General features: G+C 52.6%; 11 protein-coding genes and 18 tRNA genes. 3 read left to right on the top strand and 26 right to left on the bottom strand.

What is annotated here, in order from left to right; all coding sequences use genetic code 11:
* Window position 1 precedes the first annotated feature (1 nt).
* Window positions 2-3250, top strand: coding sequence for an efflux RND transporter permease subunit (locus LZ463_RS03825; protein WP_241453975.1), 3249 nt, complete (start codon window positions 2-4; stop codon window positions 3248-3250).
* 110 nt (window positions 3251-3360) lie between these two features.
* Here LZ463_RS03825 and LZ463_RS03820 read toward each other — a convergent pair whose 3' ends face one another.
* From LZ463_RS03820 to LZ463_RS03805, 4 genes are all read right to left on the bottom strand, one after another.
* On the bottom strand, window positions 3361-4368 hold the full coding sequence (locus LZ463_RS03820) for an LLM class flavin-dependent oxidoreductase (RefSeq protein WP_241453972.1): 1008 nt from the start codon (window positions 4366-4368) through the stop codon (window positions 3361-3363).
* 89 nt (window positions 4369-4457) lie between these two features.
* On the bottom strand, window positions 4458-5279 hold the full coding sequence (locus LZ463_RS03815; RefSeq protein ID WP_241453970.1) for a nucleotidyltransferase domain-containing protein: 822 nt from the start codon (window positions 5277-5279) through the stop codon (window positions 4458-4460).
* A 62-nt stretch (window positions 5280-5341) separates the two neighbouring features.
* A complete protein-coding gene (locus tag LZ463_RS03810; RefSeq protein WP_241453963.1) occupies window positions 5342-6025 on the bottom strand; it encodes a glutathione S-transferase family protein in 684 nt (227 codons plus the stop codon).
* A 114-nt stretch (window positions 6026-6139) separates the two neighbouring features.
* Entirely contained in the window at window positions 6140-6439 is a 300-nt protein-coding gene (locus LZ463_RS03805) for a high-potential iron-sulfur protein (protein WP_241453962.1), read from the bottom strand.
* Between the two features lie 208 nt (window positions 6440-6647).
* Here LZ463_RS03805 and LZ463_RS03800 point away from each other — a divergent pair, with 208 nt between their 5' ends.
* On the top strand, window positions 6648-8027 hold the full coding sequence (locus LZ463_RS03800; RefSeq protein ID WP_241453961.1) for a hypothetical protein: 1380 nt from the start codon (window positions 6648-6650) through the stop codon (window positions 8025-8027).
* Window positions 8028-8040: 13 nt separating this feature from the next.
* On the opposite strand, the gene LZ463_RS03795 is transcribed toward LZ463_RS03800, so the two are convergent.
* From LZ463_RS03795 to LZ463_RS03690, 22 genes are all read right to left on the bottom strand, one after another.
* Entirely contained in the window at window positions 8041-9105 is a 1065-nt protein-coding gene (locus LZ463_RS03795) for a nucleotidyltransferase family protein (RefSeq protein ID WP_241453960.1), read from the bottom strand.
* 9 nt (window positions 9106-9114) lie between these two features.
* On the bottom strand, window positions 9115-9873 hold the full coding sequence (locus LZ463_RS03790; RefSeq protein ID WP_241453958.1) for an RNA ligase family protein: 759 nt from the start codon (window positions 9871-9873) through the stop codon (window positions 9115-9117).
* Window positions 9870-10145 carry a hypothetical protein gene (locus LZ463_RS03785; RefSeq protein WP_241453955.1) on the bottom strand — a complete coding sequence of 92 codons (276 nt, stop codon included), beginning with the start codon at window positions 10143-10145 and terminating at the stop codon, window positions 9870-9872. Before LZ463_RS03785 ends, LZ463_RS03790 begins: the two co-directional genes overlap by 4 nt.
* A gap of 193 nt (window positions 10146-10338) precedes the next feature.
* Window positions 10339-10425, bottom strand: a tRNA-Leu gene (locus tag LZ463_RS03780).
* Between the two features lie 25 nt (window positions 10426-10450).
* Window positions 10451-10540, bottom strand: a tRNA-Ser gene (locus LZ463_RS03775).
* A gap of 7 nt (window positions 10541-10547) precedes the next feature.
* Window positions 10548-10621: transfer RNA gene (locus LZ463_RS03770), tRNA-Arg, on the bottom strand.
* Between the two features lie 6 nt (window positions 10622-10627).
* Window positions 10628-10703 (bottom strand) — tRNA-Thr (locus tag LZ463_RS03765).
* Window positions 10704-10716: 13 nt separating this feature from the next.
* Window positions 10717-10791: transfer RNA gene (locus LZ463_RS03760), tRNA-Asp, on the bottom strand.
* A gap of 7 nt (window positions 10792-10798) precedes the next feature.
* Window positions 10799-10888, bottom strand: a tRNA-Ser gene (locus LZ463_RS03755).
* A gap of 79 nt (window positions 10889-10967) precedes the next feature.
* Window positions 10968-11043: transfer RNA gene (locus LZ463_RS03750), tRNA-Arg, on the bottom strand.
* Window positions 11044-11051: 8 nt separating this feature from the next.
* Window positions 11052-11127: transfer RNA gene (locus tag LZ463_RS03745), tRNA-Trp, on the bottom strand.
* A gap of 7 nt (window positions 11128-11134) precedes the next feature.
* Window positions 11135-11211: transfer RNA gene (locus tag LZ463_RS03740), tRNA-Ile, on the bottom strand.
* A gap of 11 nt (window positions 11212-11222) precedes the next feature.
* A tRNA-His gene (locus LZ463_RS03735) sits at window positions 11223-11297 on the bottom strand.
* A gap of 81 nt (window positions 11298-11378) precedes the next feature.
* Window positions 11379-11456 (bottom strand) — tRNA-Gln (locus LZ463_RS03730).
* Window positions 11457-11464: 8 nt separating this feature from the next.
* Window positions 11465-11540, bottom strand: a tRNA-Asn gene (locus LZ463_RS03725).
* Between the two features lie 61 nt (window positions 11541-11601).
* Window positions 11602-11675, bottom strand: a tRNA-Lys gene (locus LZ463_RS03720).
* An 82-nt stretch (window positions 11676-11757) separates the two neighbouring features.
* A tRNA-Ala gene (locus LZ463_RS03715) sits at window positions 11758-11832 on the bottom strand.
* Between the two features lie 38 nt (window positions 11833-11870).
* A tRNA-Pro gene (locus tag LZ463_RS03710) sits at window positions 11871-11947 on the bottom strand.
* A gap of 88 nt (window positions 11948-12035) precedes the next feature.
* Window positions 12036-12120: transfer RNA gene (locus tag LZ463_RS03705), tRNA-Tyr, on the bottom strand.
* 2 nt (window positions 12121-12122) lie between these two features.
* A tRNA-Glu gene (locus tag LZ463_RS03700) sits at window positions 12123-12197 on the bottom strand.
* 60 nt (window positions 12198-12257) lie between these two features.
* A tRNA-Gly gene (locus LZ463_RS03695) sits at window positions 12258-12331 on the bottom strand.
* Between the two features lie 228 nt (window positions 12332-12559).
* Window positions 12560-12805, bottom strand: a complete 246-nt coding sequence (locus LZ463_RS03690) for a hypothetical protein (protein WP_241453952.1) — start codon at window positions 12803-12805, stop codon at window positions 12560-12562.
* A gap of 692 nt (window positions 12806-13497) precedes the next feature.
* Here LZ463_RS03690 and LZ463_RS03685 point away from each other — a divergent pair.
* Window positions 13498-15339: a carbohydrate-binding module family 20 domain-containing protein gene (locus tag LZ463_RS03685; protein ID WP_241453950.1), complete on the top strand. Its 1842-nt coding sequence runs from the start codon at window positions 13498-13500 to the stop codon at window positions 15337-15339.
* Window positions 15340-15417 lie beyond the last annotated feature (78 nt).

Genomic DNA, 15417 nt, shown 5'->3' with positions numbered 1-15417 from the left:
CATGTTCCTATCCGATTTCAGTATCAAAAAGCCGACAGCGACCATCGTCCTGATTGTGGCGCTGATGGCCCTGGGTTTGCTGGCACTCAGCAAACTGCGGGTAAACCAGAATCCTGACGTGGAAGTGCCGGGTTTGTCCGTCGTGATCACTTACCCCGGTGCTTCGCCAGATACGGTAGAACGCGAAATCATCAACCGGCTGGAGAAGTCCCTGCAAGCCGTGGCCGGCGTAGAAGAAGTATGGGCCACGGCATCAGAAAACAGCGGCCGCTTCGACATGCGCTTTAGCTTCAAGAAAAACATGATCGAAGCTTCGGATGAGGTTCGCAATGTCATTTCCGGCCTGCGCTACAAGATGCCGACAGAAATGCGTGAACCCATGATACGCCGCTGGGATCCGGGCGCGCAGCCCATCATCAACATGGCGCTGTCATCCAACAAGCAGACCCATGCCGAAATATCGCGTCTGGCTGAAGACACCCTGGCTGACAAATTACGTAGTATTAGTGGCGTGGCCACGGTGGAAGTCAGTGGTTCCCTGAAACGTGAGCTCTCCGTGCTTTTGCGTGCAGAAAAGCTGCGTGAATTCAATGTGTCGGTGGGCGAAGTCGTGACTGCCCTGCGCAACCAGAACACCAATGCCCCGGTTGGCAAGATACGCGGCAGCCTTGATGAAGAAAGCATACGCCTGGTCGGCCGTATAGAATCGCCGGAAGAATTCCAGGCCATCGTTATCAAACGTACTGGCGACCAGATCGTTCGTCTGTCACAGGTGGCAACCATAGAAGACAGTTTTGCCGATAAAGACGGCCTCAGCATACGTAGTGGTAAGCCGAATGTCGGTATTTTTGTGACCCGCGCCCGTGATGCCAGTACAGTTAGTGTGGCCAAGGCTGTGCGTGACAAGGTCGATGAAATCAACAAGGAGTTTGAAAAAACACAGCCAGGCACCAAGCTGGAAATTACTCGCGATGGTGGCAAGGACGCCCAGCGCAGCCTCAACAACGTCATTGAATCACTGATACTTGGCGCTGGTCTGACCATCTTTGTTGTGTACGCCTTTTTGAACTCCTGGCGTTCCACCCTGATCACGGCCCTGAGCCTGCCGACGTCGGTCATTGCGGCCTTCATCGCCGTCTGGTTGTGCGGCTTCACGCTCAACTTCATGACCCTGCTGGGCTTGTCGCTGGCGATAGGTGTGCTCATTGATGACGCGATCGTGGTGCGTGAAAATATCGTGCGTCACATGCAGAACGGCTCAGACCGCCGTACTGCGGCGCTCGAAGGCACGGCAGAAATCGGTTTGGCTGTTGCTGCCACGACCTTTTCCATCATTGCTGTGTTCATTCCGGTGGCTTTCATGCCGGGCATGCCCGGCGAATGGTTCCGCCCGTTTGCCCTGACCGTGGCCTGTTCGGTGCTGGTCAGTCTGGGTATTTCGTTCACGCTGGACCCGATGCTGTCGGCTTACTGGGGCGATCCGCCCGATCACCATACGGCGCCAAAGAAAGGTATCAGCAAAGTACTGGCACGTTTCAATGACTGGTTTGATCATCAGTCTGACCGTTACGGCAAAGTGATTGCCTGGGCTTTGCATCACCGTCGCTGGATGAGTGCGATTGCGCTGGTCAGCCTGGTGGCCGCCCTGGGCTTGCAGATCAAATGGGGGGGCACCAGTTTCCTGCCCGCTTCCGATTCCGGCAACCTGATGATTACCGTGCGTACGCCGGCTTCTTCTTCGCTCGAATATGCCCGTCTGAAAATGGAAAGGGCGGCGGAAATTGCCCGCACCATACCAGAGACCAAGGACACCAATAGCAATATCACACCGGCTGGTGGCCGTATTTATGTGGACATAGGCAAACGCACGGAACGCAAGCGTGGCGCCAAGGAGATCGCTGCTGAATTGCGTGAAAAAGTACGCGTTCTGGTTGGTGCTGAATACGTGGTGCTGGACGACCTGAACAATGGTGCGCAAAAACCGGTGCAGATAGAATTTACCGGCCCTGATTCACGCAAGCTGCTTGAAATCACCAGTGCCTACATGGATAAACTGCGTCAGGTACCAGGTGCAGTTGATGTCGGTTTGTCTGAGCAGGACCCGAAAAAAGAACTGAAAATAGAACTCAATCGCGGCCTTGCCAATTCCATGGGCATCTCTTCCAATGATGCAGCCCAGGCTTTGCGTGTTGCCTTTGCCGGTATCGAAGTCGGTGACTGGGTAGACCCCACCGGTGAAACCCGCGACGTGGCAGTACGCCTGCACCCCGATGATCGCGTCAGCAAGGAAAACATAGAACGCCTGCCTATCGCTGTATCAGGTACAAACCAGATGGTGCCGCTCGACCAGATCGCCACAATCACCATGGGCAAAGGCCCTTCCGGTATCGAGCACTCCAATGGCAAGCGCACCATCACCGTGTCTGCCAATGCCCAGGGCCGCTCGAATGGTGAGGTGATTGACGACGCCATGAAACTGGCCAAGTCCTTTGATTACCCGCCTGGTTATGGCCTGTCGCTTGGCGGTTCCGGCCAGGACCAGCAGGAAGTATTTGGCGCGATGCTGATCGCTTTGTTGTCAGGCATAGGTTTGATGTATCTGATACTTGTGATACAGTTCGGCTCCTTCACGGCGCCGCTGGGTGTGATGCTGTCACTGCCCTTGTCACTGATCGGTGTGGTCCTGGCTTTGCTGGTGACGGGCAGCACCCTGAACCTGATGAGCTTTATCGGCATCATCATGCTCATGGGGCTGGTTGCCAAGAATGCGATTCTCCTCCTGGATGCAGCACGCAAACAGGAGGCAGAAGGCTCAGACCGTGAAGAGGCCTTGATGCATGCTGGTCGTGTACGCTTGCGTCCTATCCTGATGACGACCTTTGCCCTGATCGCCGGCATGCTGCCGGTAGCGCTGGGCCTGGGTGAAGGTGGTGAGTTTTACCGCCCCCTGGCGATTGCCATCATAGGGGGAACCATCACGTCGACAATACTGACCTTGCTGGTTGTGCCAACTTTCTATGACAGTATAGAAATTGCCCGTGACCGCATGATGGCCAAGATGCACAGGCGCATGACAGAAGGTAATGCATTGCTGGGTTTTTGCACGACCATGCTGGAAGCCTTGTTCACCTTATTGTTTGTCCGCTTTATTTATCGCATGCTGGTGAAACTTTTTAATGTAGTGACTGGTCGAAATCGTCAAGCAGCAAAGACCACGGCGGCATTGAAAATGAATCCGGAAAATGCCTGAAGAGTAGTGTAAAGAATTGAAGTAGTAACGCTTCCCTCTTGCTGATAGATCATTGTTCTCTGGTCAGCAATTTTGACAGCCTGCGCAACGAGGTGTGCGCAGGCTTTTTTTTATTCAGGCATATTGATTCTGGGATGCAAAGTCCCGGCTACACTCGCCGCGATTTCATATGAATGCAGGCGCGCAGCATGATCATGAATTTGTGCCGTGATCATCAACTCATCCGCACCGGTACGTTCTATGAATGCCTGCATCTTTTCTGTAATGGTATCCGGCGCACCGATAGCCGAGCAGGACAGTACCTGTTCCAGCAAGGTATGTTCCTGCGGGCCGATTTTCTGCAAAAAACCGTGTACAGGCAAAGGCAGTTTTGCCGGACGGCCACTGCGCAAATTAATGAAAGCCTGCTGGGCAGAACTGGCCCGGTAATAGGCTTCATCATCGCTATCCGCTGCAAAGACATTGAAGCCCAGCATCACATAAGGTTTGTCCAGCTGCGCAGAGGGACGGAAGGTGGCACGGTAGATTTCTATCGCCTGCATCATTTGCTGCGGGGCGAAATGTGATGCAAAGGCATACGGCAAGCCCATTGCGGCAGCCAGTTGCGCACCAAACAGGCTGGAGCCCAGAATCCAGACAGGGACAGACAAACCTGCGCCTGGAACGGCGCGCACAAAGCGAGTATCACCGGCAAAGTAAGCCATCAGTTCTTCCACATCCTGCGGGAACTCATCGGCATCACTGGCCAGGTTGCGGCGCAGGGCGCGTGCAGTGCGCTGGTCCGAACCCGGTGCACGACCCAGACCCAGGTCTATGCGGCCAGGGTAGAGTGATTCCAGTGTGCCAAATTGTTCAGCGATGACGAGAGGTGCGTGATTCGGCAGCATGATGCCACCGGCGCCGACTCGAATCTTGTTGGTACCGCCCGCAATGTGTCCGATCAGGACTGCAGTGGCTGCGCTGGCAATGCCGGGCATGCCATGATGTTCTGCCAGCCAGTAGCGCCGGTAGCCCCAGCTTTCGCCGTGCTGCGCCAGACTGAGTGAGTTACGGAAGGATTGCGCAGCATCGCTGCCTTCGGCAATCGGGGAAAGATCAAGTATGGAAAGCGGGTACATGATTCTGCCATGAGTATAACGAGAAAGTCATTATGGTCGAAATTGCAGAATCATGTTTTGCAGGCATTCAAAACCTGTGCATTCCCCGATCAGCTAACCGGTTTCCCCATTATCGTGTCACGCAACAAGCGATCCAATACTGAAAAATCATGGTCTTTGGTCGAATGTTGCGGCAATTTTTCCAGCCTGGCCAATTCAGTCTCGATGAAATGATTGATGACTGGCATGCTCTTTGCCATTTCAGCTTCGCCTGCGCGTCGTTTGATGACCAGCAGTTCGGCTATGGCTGTTTTTAGAGTTGCATCACTTATCGTTGCCTCAACCAGGTCCTGGAAGCGCATGGGCACCGTGCCCAACTGTTTTTCTATCCACAGACTGGCCAGCAGGGGGCGCAGGACATACAGGTATTTCTTCAGTTTGACGATTTCGCCCTGCAGATGCGCCCTGTAATTCTTTGTCGCCATATGCAGGTAGTGATAATACGACCGTTCCGGCCTGTGCACTTCACTGGCAGCTTCCAGCATGGCCTGGTGAAACACAGGGTCACACATATACACAACCGGTGAAGACAGCCATTCTATCAGGGTAGCATTACCCTGGCGCAGCAAGCCCAGGGCCTTGCGCACATCCCAGCCGCTGACATCATAGATGGCATTGACAGGTAATTCTATGACGTCGCGTTCAGGATAGACAGTCAGGTACCAGTCCAGTTTGTTGACATAGATGAAGCGTACATCATAGTCGCTGTCCGGCGAGGCAAAACCCCAGCCACGGCTGCCGGATTCACAGGCAAACAAGACCTTGACATCATGCTGCTGTTCCACCGTTTGCAGGGTCGTGAGTATCTGTGCCCGTATGTCCGGGTCTATGGGGTGTTCCTGCTGGTGGAACAGGATGGATTCTGGTGTCATGTTGTTGCTTTCAAATAAAAAACGCTGGCAGCATCAGTGCTGCCAGCGTTCCCCAGTGTTTGTTATGGATGACGTTTGTCTTCCAGCAAAGTACCGGCTGCTTTCGATTCTTCTTCGTGGCTGGCATCGCGCTCGGTTTCTTTCAGGGCGGCAGCTTGCCATTCCTGCATGCCTGCCAATCCCAGTATATGTTTGACATAGGTTTGCGCTATCTCATTCACCGGTACGTGATAACTCTGGATGCGAAATACTACTGGTGCAAAAAACGCATCAACGGCAGTGAATTTGTCACCAGCCAGAAACGGACCGCCAAAACGGTTCAGACCCTCTGTCCAGAGTTCATTGAGTCGATTGATGTCCTTTTGCAATTCGGGAGTGATTTCATTCAAGCGTATTCTGAGGGCGACATGCATGGGACAGGTATTGCGCAAGGCGGTAAAGCCGGAATGCATTTCAGCAGCTGCGCAGCGCGCCCAGGCACGTGCATATTTATCTGCTGGCCACACATAAGGATGACTGTCGGCCACAAATTCTGTAATACCCATGGAATCCCAGACGATGGCGTCGCCATCATGCAGGCAGGGGACTTTGCCCGCAGGTGAAAAGGTGCGGAAGGTTTCCCAATTATTCGGGCCGGAAAAGCGCACCAGTTTTTCTTCAAAGGGTATGCCCAGTTCACGCATCAATATCCAGGGACGCAGTGACCAGGATGAATAGACTTTGTTGGCGATGTAAAGTGTGTACATGATAAAGATCTTGCTTGTGGTTGAAAAAACGAAATGAAACTGCAGTTACGGCTACCTCACATGGCGATGCCGTGGTAAACAAATATGTTGCTGCCGATGTCGTTTCGTGAAAGATCAACCCCAGGCATCACACCAGCCGGTTTCCTTGACCAGTTTGCCGGGGAAAATGGCGCAACCGCCCCAGCCCTTGCCCTTGTCTTCATAGATCTGGCAGCTACCGCATTTCTGGGTATCCTGGAATTCCGGGAAGCGCTTGACATCAACCTTCTTGAAATCTTCGGTATAGGCATGCTGTTTTGCCTGCGGTTCATCCTCTTTCAAGGGCACATCGGCGGCTTCAGCGGCTTTGCCCATATGCATGGCCAGGCTCGCGCCTAGCAGTTGCATGAAGAATATGCGGCGGCTCTCTTTCATGATGTTTTCCTGTTGATTGGCAGAACCTGGATTTTACCTTAATGAGTTTTTCTGACAGTACAGCAAAGATCAGTATCGGACCCTGATTTCACGGCGCACCAGATGTAAGAGTTTGCAATTCGCGTTGCCCTTGCAAAAAAGCGGGTTTAGTCTGACCAGTCGGGCATGAATGTCTTATGTAATAAGCAATATTTCAGGAGTACACACCATGTTGCATCGCACTACTTTTGTCCCCGGCCTGATGCTGCTGCTTTGCCTGAGCGCCTGTGGCGGTGGCGGTTCCACCTCGGGGGCTGTTACGACAGGCACAGGGACAACGACGGGGACTGGTACAAATACAGGTACAAGTTCGGGCACAACTTCGGGTTCCGGGACAACGGGCAGCAGCACGACAGCGACTGCACCGGTGATCAGTGCATTTTCTGCCACTGCCACCAGTATTACCCTGGGGCAGAGCAGTCTGCTCACCTGGCAAGCCAGCGGCGCTACCAGCCTGAGCCTGAATGGCAGTGCGGTTACCGGTAGCAGCCTTAGCGTCAGCCCGTCATCAACGACGATCTACACCCTGGTTGCCAGTAACTCTGCCTGTAATCCGGCTTGTAATACGACGGCCACGCTGACGGTCACCGTCAACAGCGGTGGCTCAGGCACGGCAAGCAATGCCATTTATGGTGACCTGCGCAAGGCCGACCTGGGTGCCGGCGCCAACCTGAATGGCGCTATTCCTTTCCCTGCCAATAATGCCTGGAACACGGATGTTTCCAAAGCCGCAGTTGACCCTGCATCCGATGCACTGATTGCCAGCATAGGTTTGAACACAGGTCTGCATCCCGACTTTGGATCAGGCCTGTATGATGGCGCACCCATAGGCATCCCCTACGTGGTTGTGGCGGGTAGCCAGGCCAGGGTGCCGGTCGTGTTTACGGATTATGGTGACGAGAGTGAACCCGGCCCTTACCCCATACCTGCCAATGCACCGATAGAAGGTCAGCAGGCCAATGGCAGTGCTTTTGGTGGCGATCGTCACGTGCTGGTAATAGACCGCGATGCCGGCCGTCTGTATGAAGTTGGTAATGCCTATCCACAGGCTGGCGGCAGCTGGAAAGTCAGTGGCGGCGCTATCTTTGACCTGACATCGAATAATGTACGTCCAGGTGGCAGGCCTGGCTGGACCAGTGCCGATGCGGCTGGTCTGCCCATCTTCCCTGGCCTGGTACGTTACGAAGAAGCGGCCAGCGGCGTGATACGCCATGCTTTTCGCTTCACTGTCAGTCGCACCCGCCGCGCCTATGTGCCGCCAGCCACGCACTGGGCTTCGTCGAACACTGGTGCCACGGTTCCTCCCATGGGCATGCGTGTGCGCCTGAAAGCCAGTTATCAGATACCGGCGAATTTTTCCAATGAAGGCAAGGCCATACTGCAAGCCATGAAAACCTACGGCATGCTGGTTGCTGACAATGGTTCCAACTGGTATGTCAGCGGCGCGCCCGATGCACGCTGGAATAATGACAAACTACTGTCAGAGCTGGGCAGCGTCAAGGGCAGCAGCTTTGAGGTGGTCAGGATGGATGGCCTGGTGACACCATAAAACTGTTACCGGTTTAATTCGCCAGGGCCAGGTTTTCTGCGACAGCCTGTTGCAGCAGTCTGGCCCTGATGTCATCCGGGTTTGCTTCCAGAAAGAAGTTCATGAATGCCTCTTCATCGGTAAATGAATGACGTACCGCTGCCATTAACTCCCCTAGTGCCTTGCCAGTCAACCCGGTCAATTCAGTGACCAGTATGCCGTTGAACTTGCGTTTGACCTGCACTGTCCTTTCATGTCTCTGCATGGCCTGCTCATAGGCCAGTTTGAAAGAAGGGAAACGTGTGAAACAGTTTTCTAAAAAAGCCTGTTTTTGCCGATCTCGTTCATTGCTACCCGCTTCTGCCCAGGGGTAAGCCGGTATCACGCCTTCAGCCTGTTCATCGAGCCAGGCCAGAAAAGCATTATAGGTCGCCCGTTTGGCGTCGCGTATCCTAGCCTTGTGATTGCGGTTGTCAAGCAGGTAGATTTCGCGATTGGCAAACGGTGACGATACGACGTAATGAAAAATATCTTCCAGCGACTTGAACTGCGCCGTGGTGCGCAACTGTTCATAACGATTGGCGTCATAACCGAGCAAATCCAGTGCTTCAGAAAAATCACTGGTGATGCAGAGTTCAGCGATCAGGTGACTGCCGGTTTCGGTATCACGCAGTGGATACAGCAGACCAAGATGACCAAATTTTGCCCCGAATTTATGTGCAATTCGACCTACCAGGTTGCCAAAGTCATTGAGGCCAAAATAGCGTACGGCAAAGTCAAATGAGGTAGCGGGTGTCCTGATCAGGTCGAGCTGGAACACGCCTTCTTCAATGGCCAGTCCCATGCTGCTGACGTCGCCATTGTGCACCACTTCGGTGGCTTGCAGTACATGGGCAAATTGCGCCGGGTCATAGCCATCGCCACCCTCCACCAGGATATCCATATCACCAAAATCCGGTTTATTTGCATAGGCCAGTACAGCTTCCATACGCCTTTGCGGGAACGCCGCCTGCAAGCGTTGCATCACCGATAGTTCCAGCGCATGATAGCGCGCAGCTGGCAGGCGTACTGATTCTGCCTGTAATGCATTACCACCCATGATTCGTCCTTATCTGTCGCCGTGTTTCAACAGGTAACTGTTGGAAATAACCTTGAATGATACGCCACCGTCGAGCCGTTTGAAAACCAGGCCTTCGCGTGAAGTAATGGGGTTCAAAGAAGGGCCTTCAGCAAAATCAAGTATTTTCGCTACGTCCTGTTCAAACAGTGCCAGTGTCATGGTGCCCAGGCAAGGCACACCAGACAGTTCGGCACCCAGTGTGCGCAGGTCTTCAATGACCTGCGCACGCGCCTGTTGACCAAGATACTGGCCCTGTTCTATATCGTAGACGTCGAACAGATAAAATTCCTGTCCGCGTAGTTTTTCAGGGTTACCCTGTATGCCTTCGCCTATGATTTCACCTTGCAACGCCAGATTGCGGCCATAAGCCTCCAGCGTCGTCAGCAGTTTGTTTTTGGCGGCAACGCGCCACAGGCTGTTGCTGGCGGTTTCCTTGATCCACCAGTTCCTGGTGCAAATGCCGCAGACGCCGTCATTGTGGAAAATGGTCATGCTGGAGCCATCGAGCTTGACGGTTACTTCAAATTCTTCATTGACGTTGCTGGTCAGCAGCTCCGGCATGTTTTGTATACGCTCCTGATCCGTCTTCCTGATGAAGGAGGGGAATGCAGCTTCTATTTCACCGGACAATGAGGCCGGGATGGGTGCTTCCCACTTTTCTATGCCAAGCAATTGTGCCAGATCCGCATCGCTATCCTTGTTTTGATGGGCAGCAAGCTCAGGGAAACTGCTGAGCGGCAGTATCAAACTTGGGAAATCTGTCCACGCAGTTTGACCGTGCGCAACCTGGTTCCTTCCCTGTCGTTACAGCTGGTTTTATTCTTGGCCAGGAAGGCAAAACGCTCGTCCTGCAGCGGCAGGAAAGAATCGATCTCGATATACACACAGGCATCGCCCGGCTTGAATTCATTTTTCTTGACGACGACGGACCAGCCATCGACGCTGGCGCATTCTATGGCATCAGCCCCGACAATCGGTTTGATGGAACTGACTTGCCTGATGGTGACTAATTCTCTCATGTGGATCTCCTTATTGTTTTTATGTGTTGGGGACTTGAATTGAACATGACCGCGGCAACAAGATGTATCAAGGCTGCCGGATCGAGGGCACTAGCGGACTATAACAGTCCAATATGTCCTGGAAAGGGTGATCGCCACGAATCTGCGAGGCAGGGCCAGACAGAAACGGGTCTGTGTGTGGCGATCAAAAAGATGGTGCGCGCAGAGGGACTTGAACCCTCACTGCCTGTAAGGCTCTGGTTTCTAAGACCAGCGTGTCTGCCAATTCCACCACACGCGCAAAATACTGAAGAATGAAATGAGTCTGGAGGAAGTAGTGAGATTCGAACTCACGGGGCCTCTGAAAGGCCCCTTGCTTTCCAAGCAAGTGCAATAGACCGCTCTGCCATACTTCCGTGAATGATAAGGGCTGCAGGACTCGAACCTGCGACCTGCTGACTAGGGACCAGCCGCTCTGCTTTCTGAGCTAAGCCTTAAAAAAATGGAGCCGGTTGCAGGGCTTGAACCCGCGACCTACTGATTACAAATCAGTTGCTCTACCAACTGAGCTAAACCGGCAAAGGGATGAAACTGGCGCCCCATAGCGGAATCGAACCGCTGGCAATCCGCTAGACAGGCGGACACTCTACCATTGAGTTAATGAGGCAAAAAACTGGCGGAAGATGTGCGACTCGAACGCACATAAGCTTTTTTCAAGCTCGCCGGATTAGCAATCCGGTGCAATACCATTATGCGAATCTTCCTTTGATAAAAATACCGCGCACGCCCGGGCGGGCATGCCGTCCGTGAGGGAACAGCGATCACTTGACCACGCGGTCAACCTGGACCCGCCTGCAGGGATCGAACCTGCGACATCAACATTCGTATCGTTGCGCTCTTCCAGCTGAGCTAAGGCGAGTTAAAACATGGCATCCCGGACAGGACTTGAACCTGTAACCTTCGGTTTTGGAGACCGTTGCTCTGCCAATTGAGCCACCGAGATATAAAATTGGTACTTGCAGATGGATTTGAACCACCAGCCTCTGCCTTATCAAGGCAGCGTTCTTGCCAGTTGAACTATGCAAGTAAAGAGTATTTTGGGGTGACCACTCGGAATCGAACCGAGATAAGCGGAATCACAATCCACGACTTTGACCGTTAAGTTATGGCCACACTAAAATATTCTTGGTGCCCCTTGCCGGGTTTGAGCCGTATGCTCGACTCCGGAGACAAAGGGACAAAAAGGTAAAAAGCTGGAAGGGGATCAAGGATTCGAACCTTGGAAATGCCTGGATCAAAACCAGGTGCCTTGGGCCTCTTGGCTAATCCCCTGTAAAAACTGGCTCCCCAACCTGGATTCGAACCAGGGACAGATGCAGTAACAGTGCATCACTCTACCAACTGAGTTATCGGGGAATACATCAAGAAAACATCGATTAAAATGACCGGTGATTTCGCTTTAATCGCTATTCTCTTCTGGTCGGGATAGAGAGAATCGAACTCTCGCCGTCCGGTTAAAAGCCGGATGCTCTACCTTTGAGCTACATCCCGTCAGGTTTCTTTATCTGGCATCTTGCGATGCCTGCTCTTTCGTTTCATGTGCTGCTCCTGTGATTGTTCCTGCGTATAAAAATGGTGGAGGCGGACGGAATCGAACCGTCGACATTCTGCATGCAAAGCAGGTGCTCTACCAAAGAGCTACACCCCCATGTATTGCGGTGTTATGTCGAGATAACACTTTGTTGCTGGTCGGAGTACGAGGATTTGAACCTCGGACCTTCTGCTCCCAAAGCAGTTGCGCTCCCGGACTGCGCCATACTCCGATAAAATGGTGTATCCCCGTGGTAACGATCCACGCTCCCCGGTTTTTCGGACCGGTGCTTTCACCTGTTTAGCTTGAGATACAAAATCTGGTGGATGGTGATGGAATTGAACCACCTATGTCTAGCATGCTCGCGGGTTACAGCCGCGCCCCTTACCGTTCGGGCAACCATCCTGTGGAGTCTCTGAGCGGAATCGAACCGCCATTCGCTGATAGAAAGTCAGCTGTCCTGACCTTTAGACGACAAAGACATCATGAAAGCGAACTGGGTTCGGTGCTGGCGTTCGTAGCACTGCAATTCGCTTTCATGATGGAGCGGGTGAAGGGAATTGAACCCTTATCCTAAGCTTGGAAGGCTTGCGCTCTGCCGTTGAGCTACGCCCGCATCCTGTATTCATCCCCATCCTCAGTATTCGACTATCCCTGAGGAACAGGGCTTGAATGAAATTTCCCAAATTGTTAAAGAACCTGCGTGTTCCGGTGTTGCCCGGTCACGACCGCGTTGGCGGATTTCATTACTGTGGCCTGTCGTTCAGGCGGGCCAAAAAAATCAAAAAGCCCGGAGCTTGTTAAGGGCATCCGGGCTTTTCAGCGCTAGGGCAGGGGAGCGTTGTCAGCTTGCTCCTGCTACCTTCAGGGTTTCCCCTCGTATGCTTTTGTGTGTATGCCAGTCCCCGTAATAATTGAGGGGGCTAATATCATTGAGCATTTCACGGTCATTCTGTGTAGACGTGCCATGAATGCTGGTCTGTGCAAAGAATGGCGTGTGCTTGACGCTGGCTGCTTTGCGGGCCGATGCCAAAGCTTGCGCTGTGGTGCGCAGGTTTTGTATCAGTTGTTTGAGCAAAGTAGTTTTCACGATCATTCCTAAAAATTTATCTGTTTGTTGAAGCGATGGATGTATCTTGCCACAGCTTTTTGAATAAAACAAGCATATGATGACGAATTTATGCATTTATTTTCATTATTTTTGCAACAGACGCTAAATTCTAAAGATTTCCACGGGGCGGCGAGATGGTTTTCCTCAGCGATTCGAGGCGACTGCGTGGCTTATGTCGTCGGCAGTATATAGGTGGCTGTGTTCTGGCTTGCGCATGAAAGTGACGGCTGAGCCAGTTGGGTTACATGGAATTATGTAGTTAAAATACTCAATTACTTGTTGTAATGGCACAACTGCAAAAGTGATCGCAACTGCGAACCTATTTTTGTTATTTTCTCTATTGATTACTGAAAAATTCCAAGCTTTAGCCTTACATTCCATGCTGCATGACAGCATCAATATTTTTGTTATTTGTAGATTTATGTATTAAAACTACTAAAAAATTATCGCCAAGCTATGGTTTGCAAACTTATTTGCCACTTCTGCCTTGGCTTGCCAGATTTGCTGTGCATCGTGACGGCAAAGAAGGGCATGGCGAAAGCCATGAAGCGTAGCTTCAAGAGCTGTTGGGGGCTCAAGAGGCTGCACCCTATGCAGTAGTGACGGGCTGCGCTGCAGCCCTGCCACATATCAACAGTTATCAACAATGATCAATAAATTTAGGGGACAACATGATAGAGACCACCGTACCGGGGCTGATGAAAAAAGCCCTGGTCAGCAGCCTGATACTTTGCAGTGCAGGCGTATTTTCCACACCGGCGCAAGCTTTCAATCCACGAGACACCTCAGTGCAGATGTTCCACTGGAAATGGAATGACATCGCCAAGGAATGTACTAACTTTCTGGGGCCGCAAGGTTATGGCGCAGTGCAGATATCGCCACCCAGTTCCGCCAATCGTGGCAGCAACTGGTGGGACATCTACCAGCCTGTCGATTACACCAACCTGAACAGTAAAATGGGTACAGGCGCAGAGTTGCAGGCCATGATTAACACCTGTCATGCCGCCGGTGTGCGCGTCTACGCCGACATCGTGGCCAATCATCTGGCGGCAGGCAGCGGTACTTCAACAGGTGGTGCGACCTGGGTTGCAGGCACCTCCTATCCGCGTTTCAGTGCCAATGACTTTCATCCGGCCTGTGACATCCAGGGCAGTGACTACAATAATAATCGTGATGCAGTCACACAATGCCGTCTGGTTGGTCTGCCTGATCTTGATACAGGTTCTGCCTATGTGCAGGGACAGATCAGGAATTACCTGAATGCGCTGATCGCCATGGGTGTCGATGGTTTCCGTTTTGATGCGGCCAAGCACATACGCCAAAGTGATCTGCAAACCATCGCAGGCAGCATCAATCACACCACCACAGCGGGTGAACCTTTGTGGATTACGCAAGAAATCATTACTGATGGCACGGTGGACAGAAATTCTTACCTCAGCATAGGCACCATCAATGAATTCAAATACGTGACGGCGATGAAAGAGACCTTCCGCAATCTCAATGGTGCCAGTATTTCACAAGTGCGTAATATCATGGGTACGCCGGGTAACTGGGGTGGCACCTGGGGATTTATCAGTGACAGCAGCAAGGCCACGGTCTTCGTCAATAACTGGGATACAGAACGCAATGGCGATTCCCTCAACGCCAGCAATCGCACCGGTGCGGTTAATGATACCCAGGGAAGCAAGCGCTATGACCTGGCCAATGTCTTCATGCTGGCCTGGCCCTATGGTGAAGCGCAAGTGCACTCAGGCTTCATCTTCACGAATAACGATGCCGATGCACCAGCGGCCAACCCGTTTGATGCGAATGGCAATCCACTGATCAACCAGCAATGGGACTTCATCCATCGCTGGGGTGATATTGCGGGCATGGTGGCCTTCCGCTCTACCACGTCTGGCCAGGGGGTCGACAATTTCACGACAGGCAATGCCAACCAGATTGCCTTTAACCGTGGCAATAAAGGTTTCGTCGCCATCAATAATGATTTCAGCGTATGGAATCAGAGTTTCCAGACCTTGCTGCCTGCCGGCACCTATTGCAACGTCGTGCACGGTCTCGCCAATGCCGCCAGAACGGCGTGTAGCGGCGACGCCGTGGTGGTGGCAGCAAACGGCATGGTGACATTGAGTATTGCCGCCAATGGCGGCGGCAGTGTGCCGGCTGTGGCATTGCATATCAATCAAAAACTGGGTGACAGCACGTCATGCCAGGTGCAGGTCAACTTCCAGGTGACAAATAACACTACCGTTGTCGGGCAGGATGTTTACCTGACCGGCAGCGGTGCAGAACTCGGTAACTGGAATACGGCAGTCGCCAGCAAGATGTCAGGCAGTCTCTGGCCGCTATGGACAGTGTCACGCAACCTCAACGCCAATACGACTTATGAGTACAAGTACATCGTCAATGGTGTCAAACCGCTGGCGTGGGAAGTGGGGGCTAATCGCACGATCAGTGTGCCCGCTTGCGGCAGTGCACCGGTGACTGTTCCTGCCAGTACTTTTCGTCAGTAAATTGTTCCAGGTCGCCATGTAGCAAGTAGCAGGAAGGGGCGTTGATTAATCAACATATCATCGCCCCTTTTTTTAATA

The sequence above is a fragment of the Undibacterium paludis genome (assembly GCF_022568815.1).
Lineage (GTDB): Bacteria > Pseudomonadota > Gammaproteobacteria > Burkholderiales > Burkholderiaceae_D > Undibacterium.
This window is presented reverse-complemented; position numbering and strand designations above follow the sequence as displayed.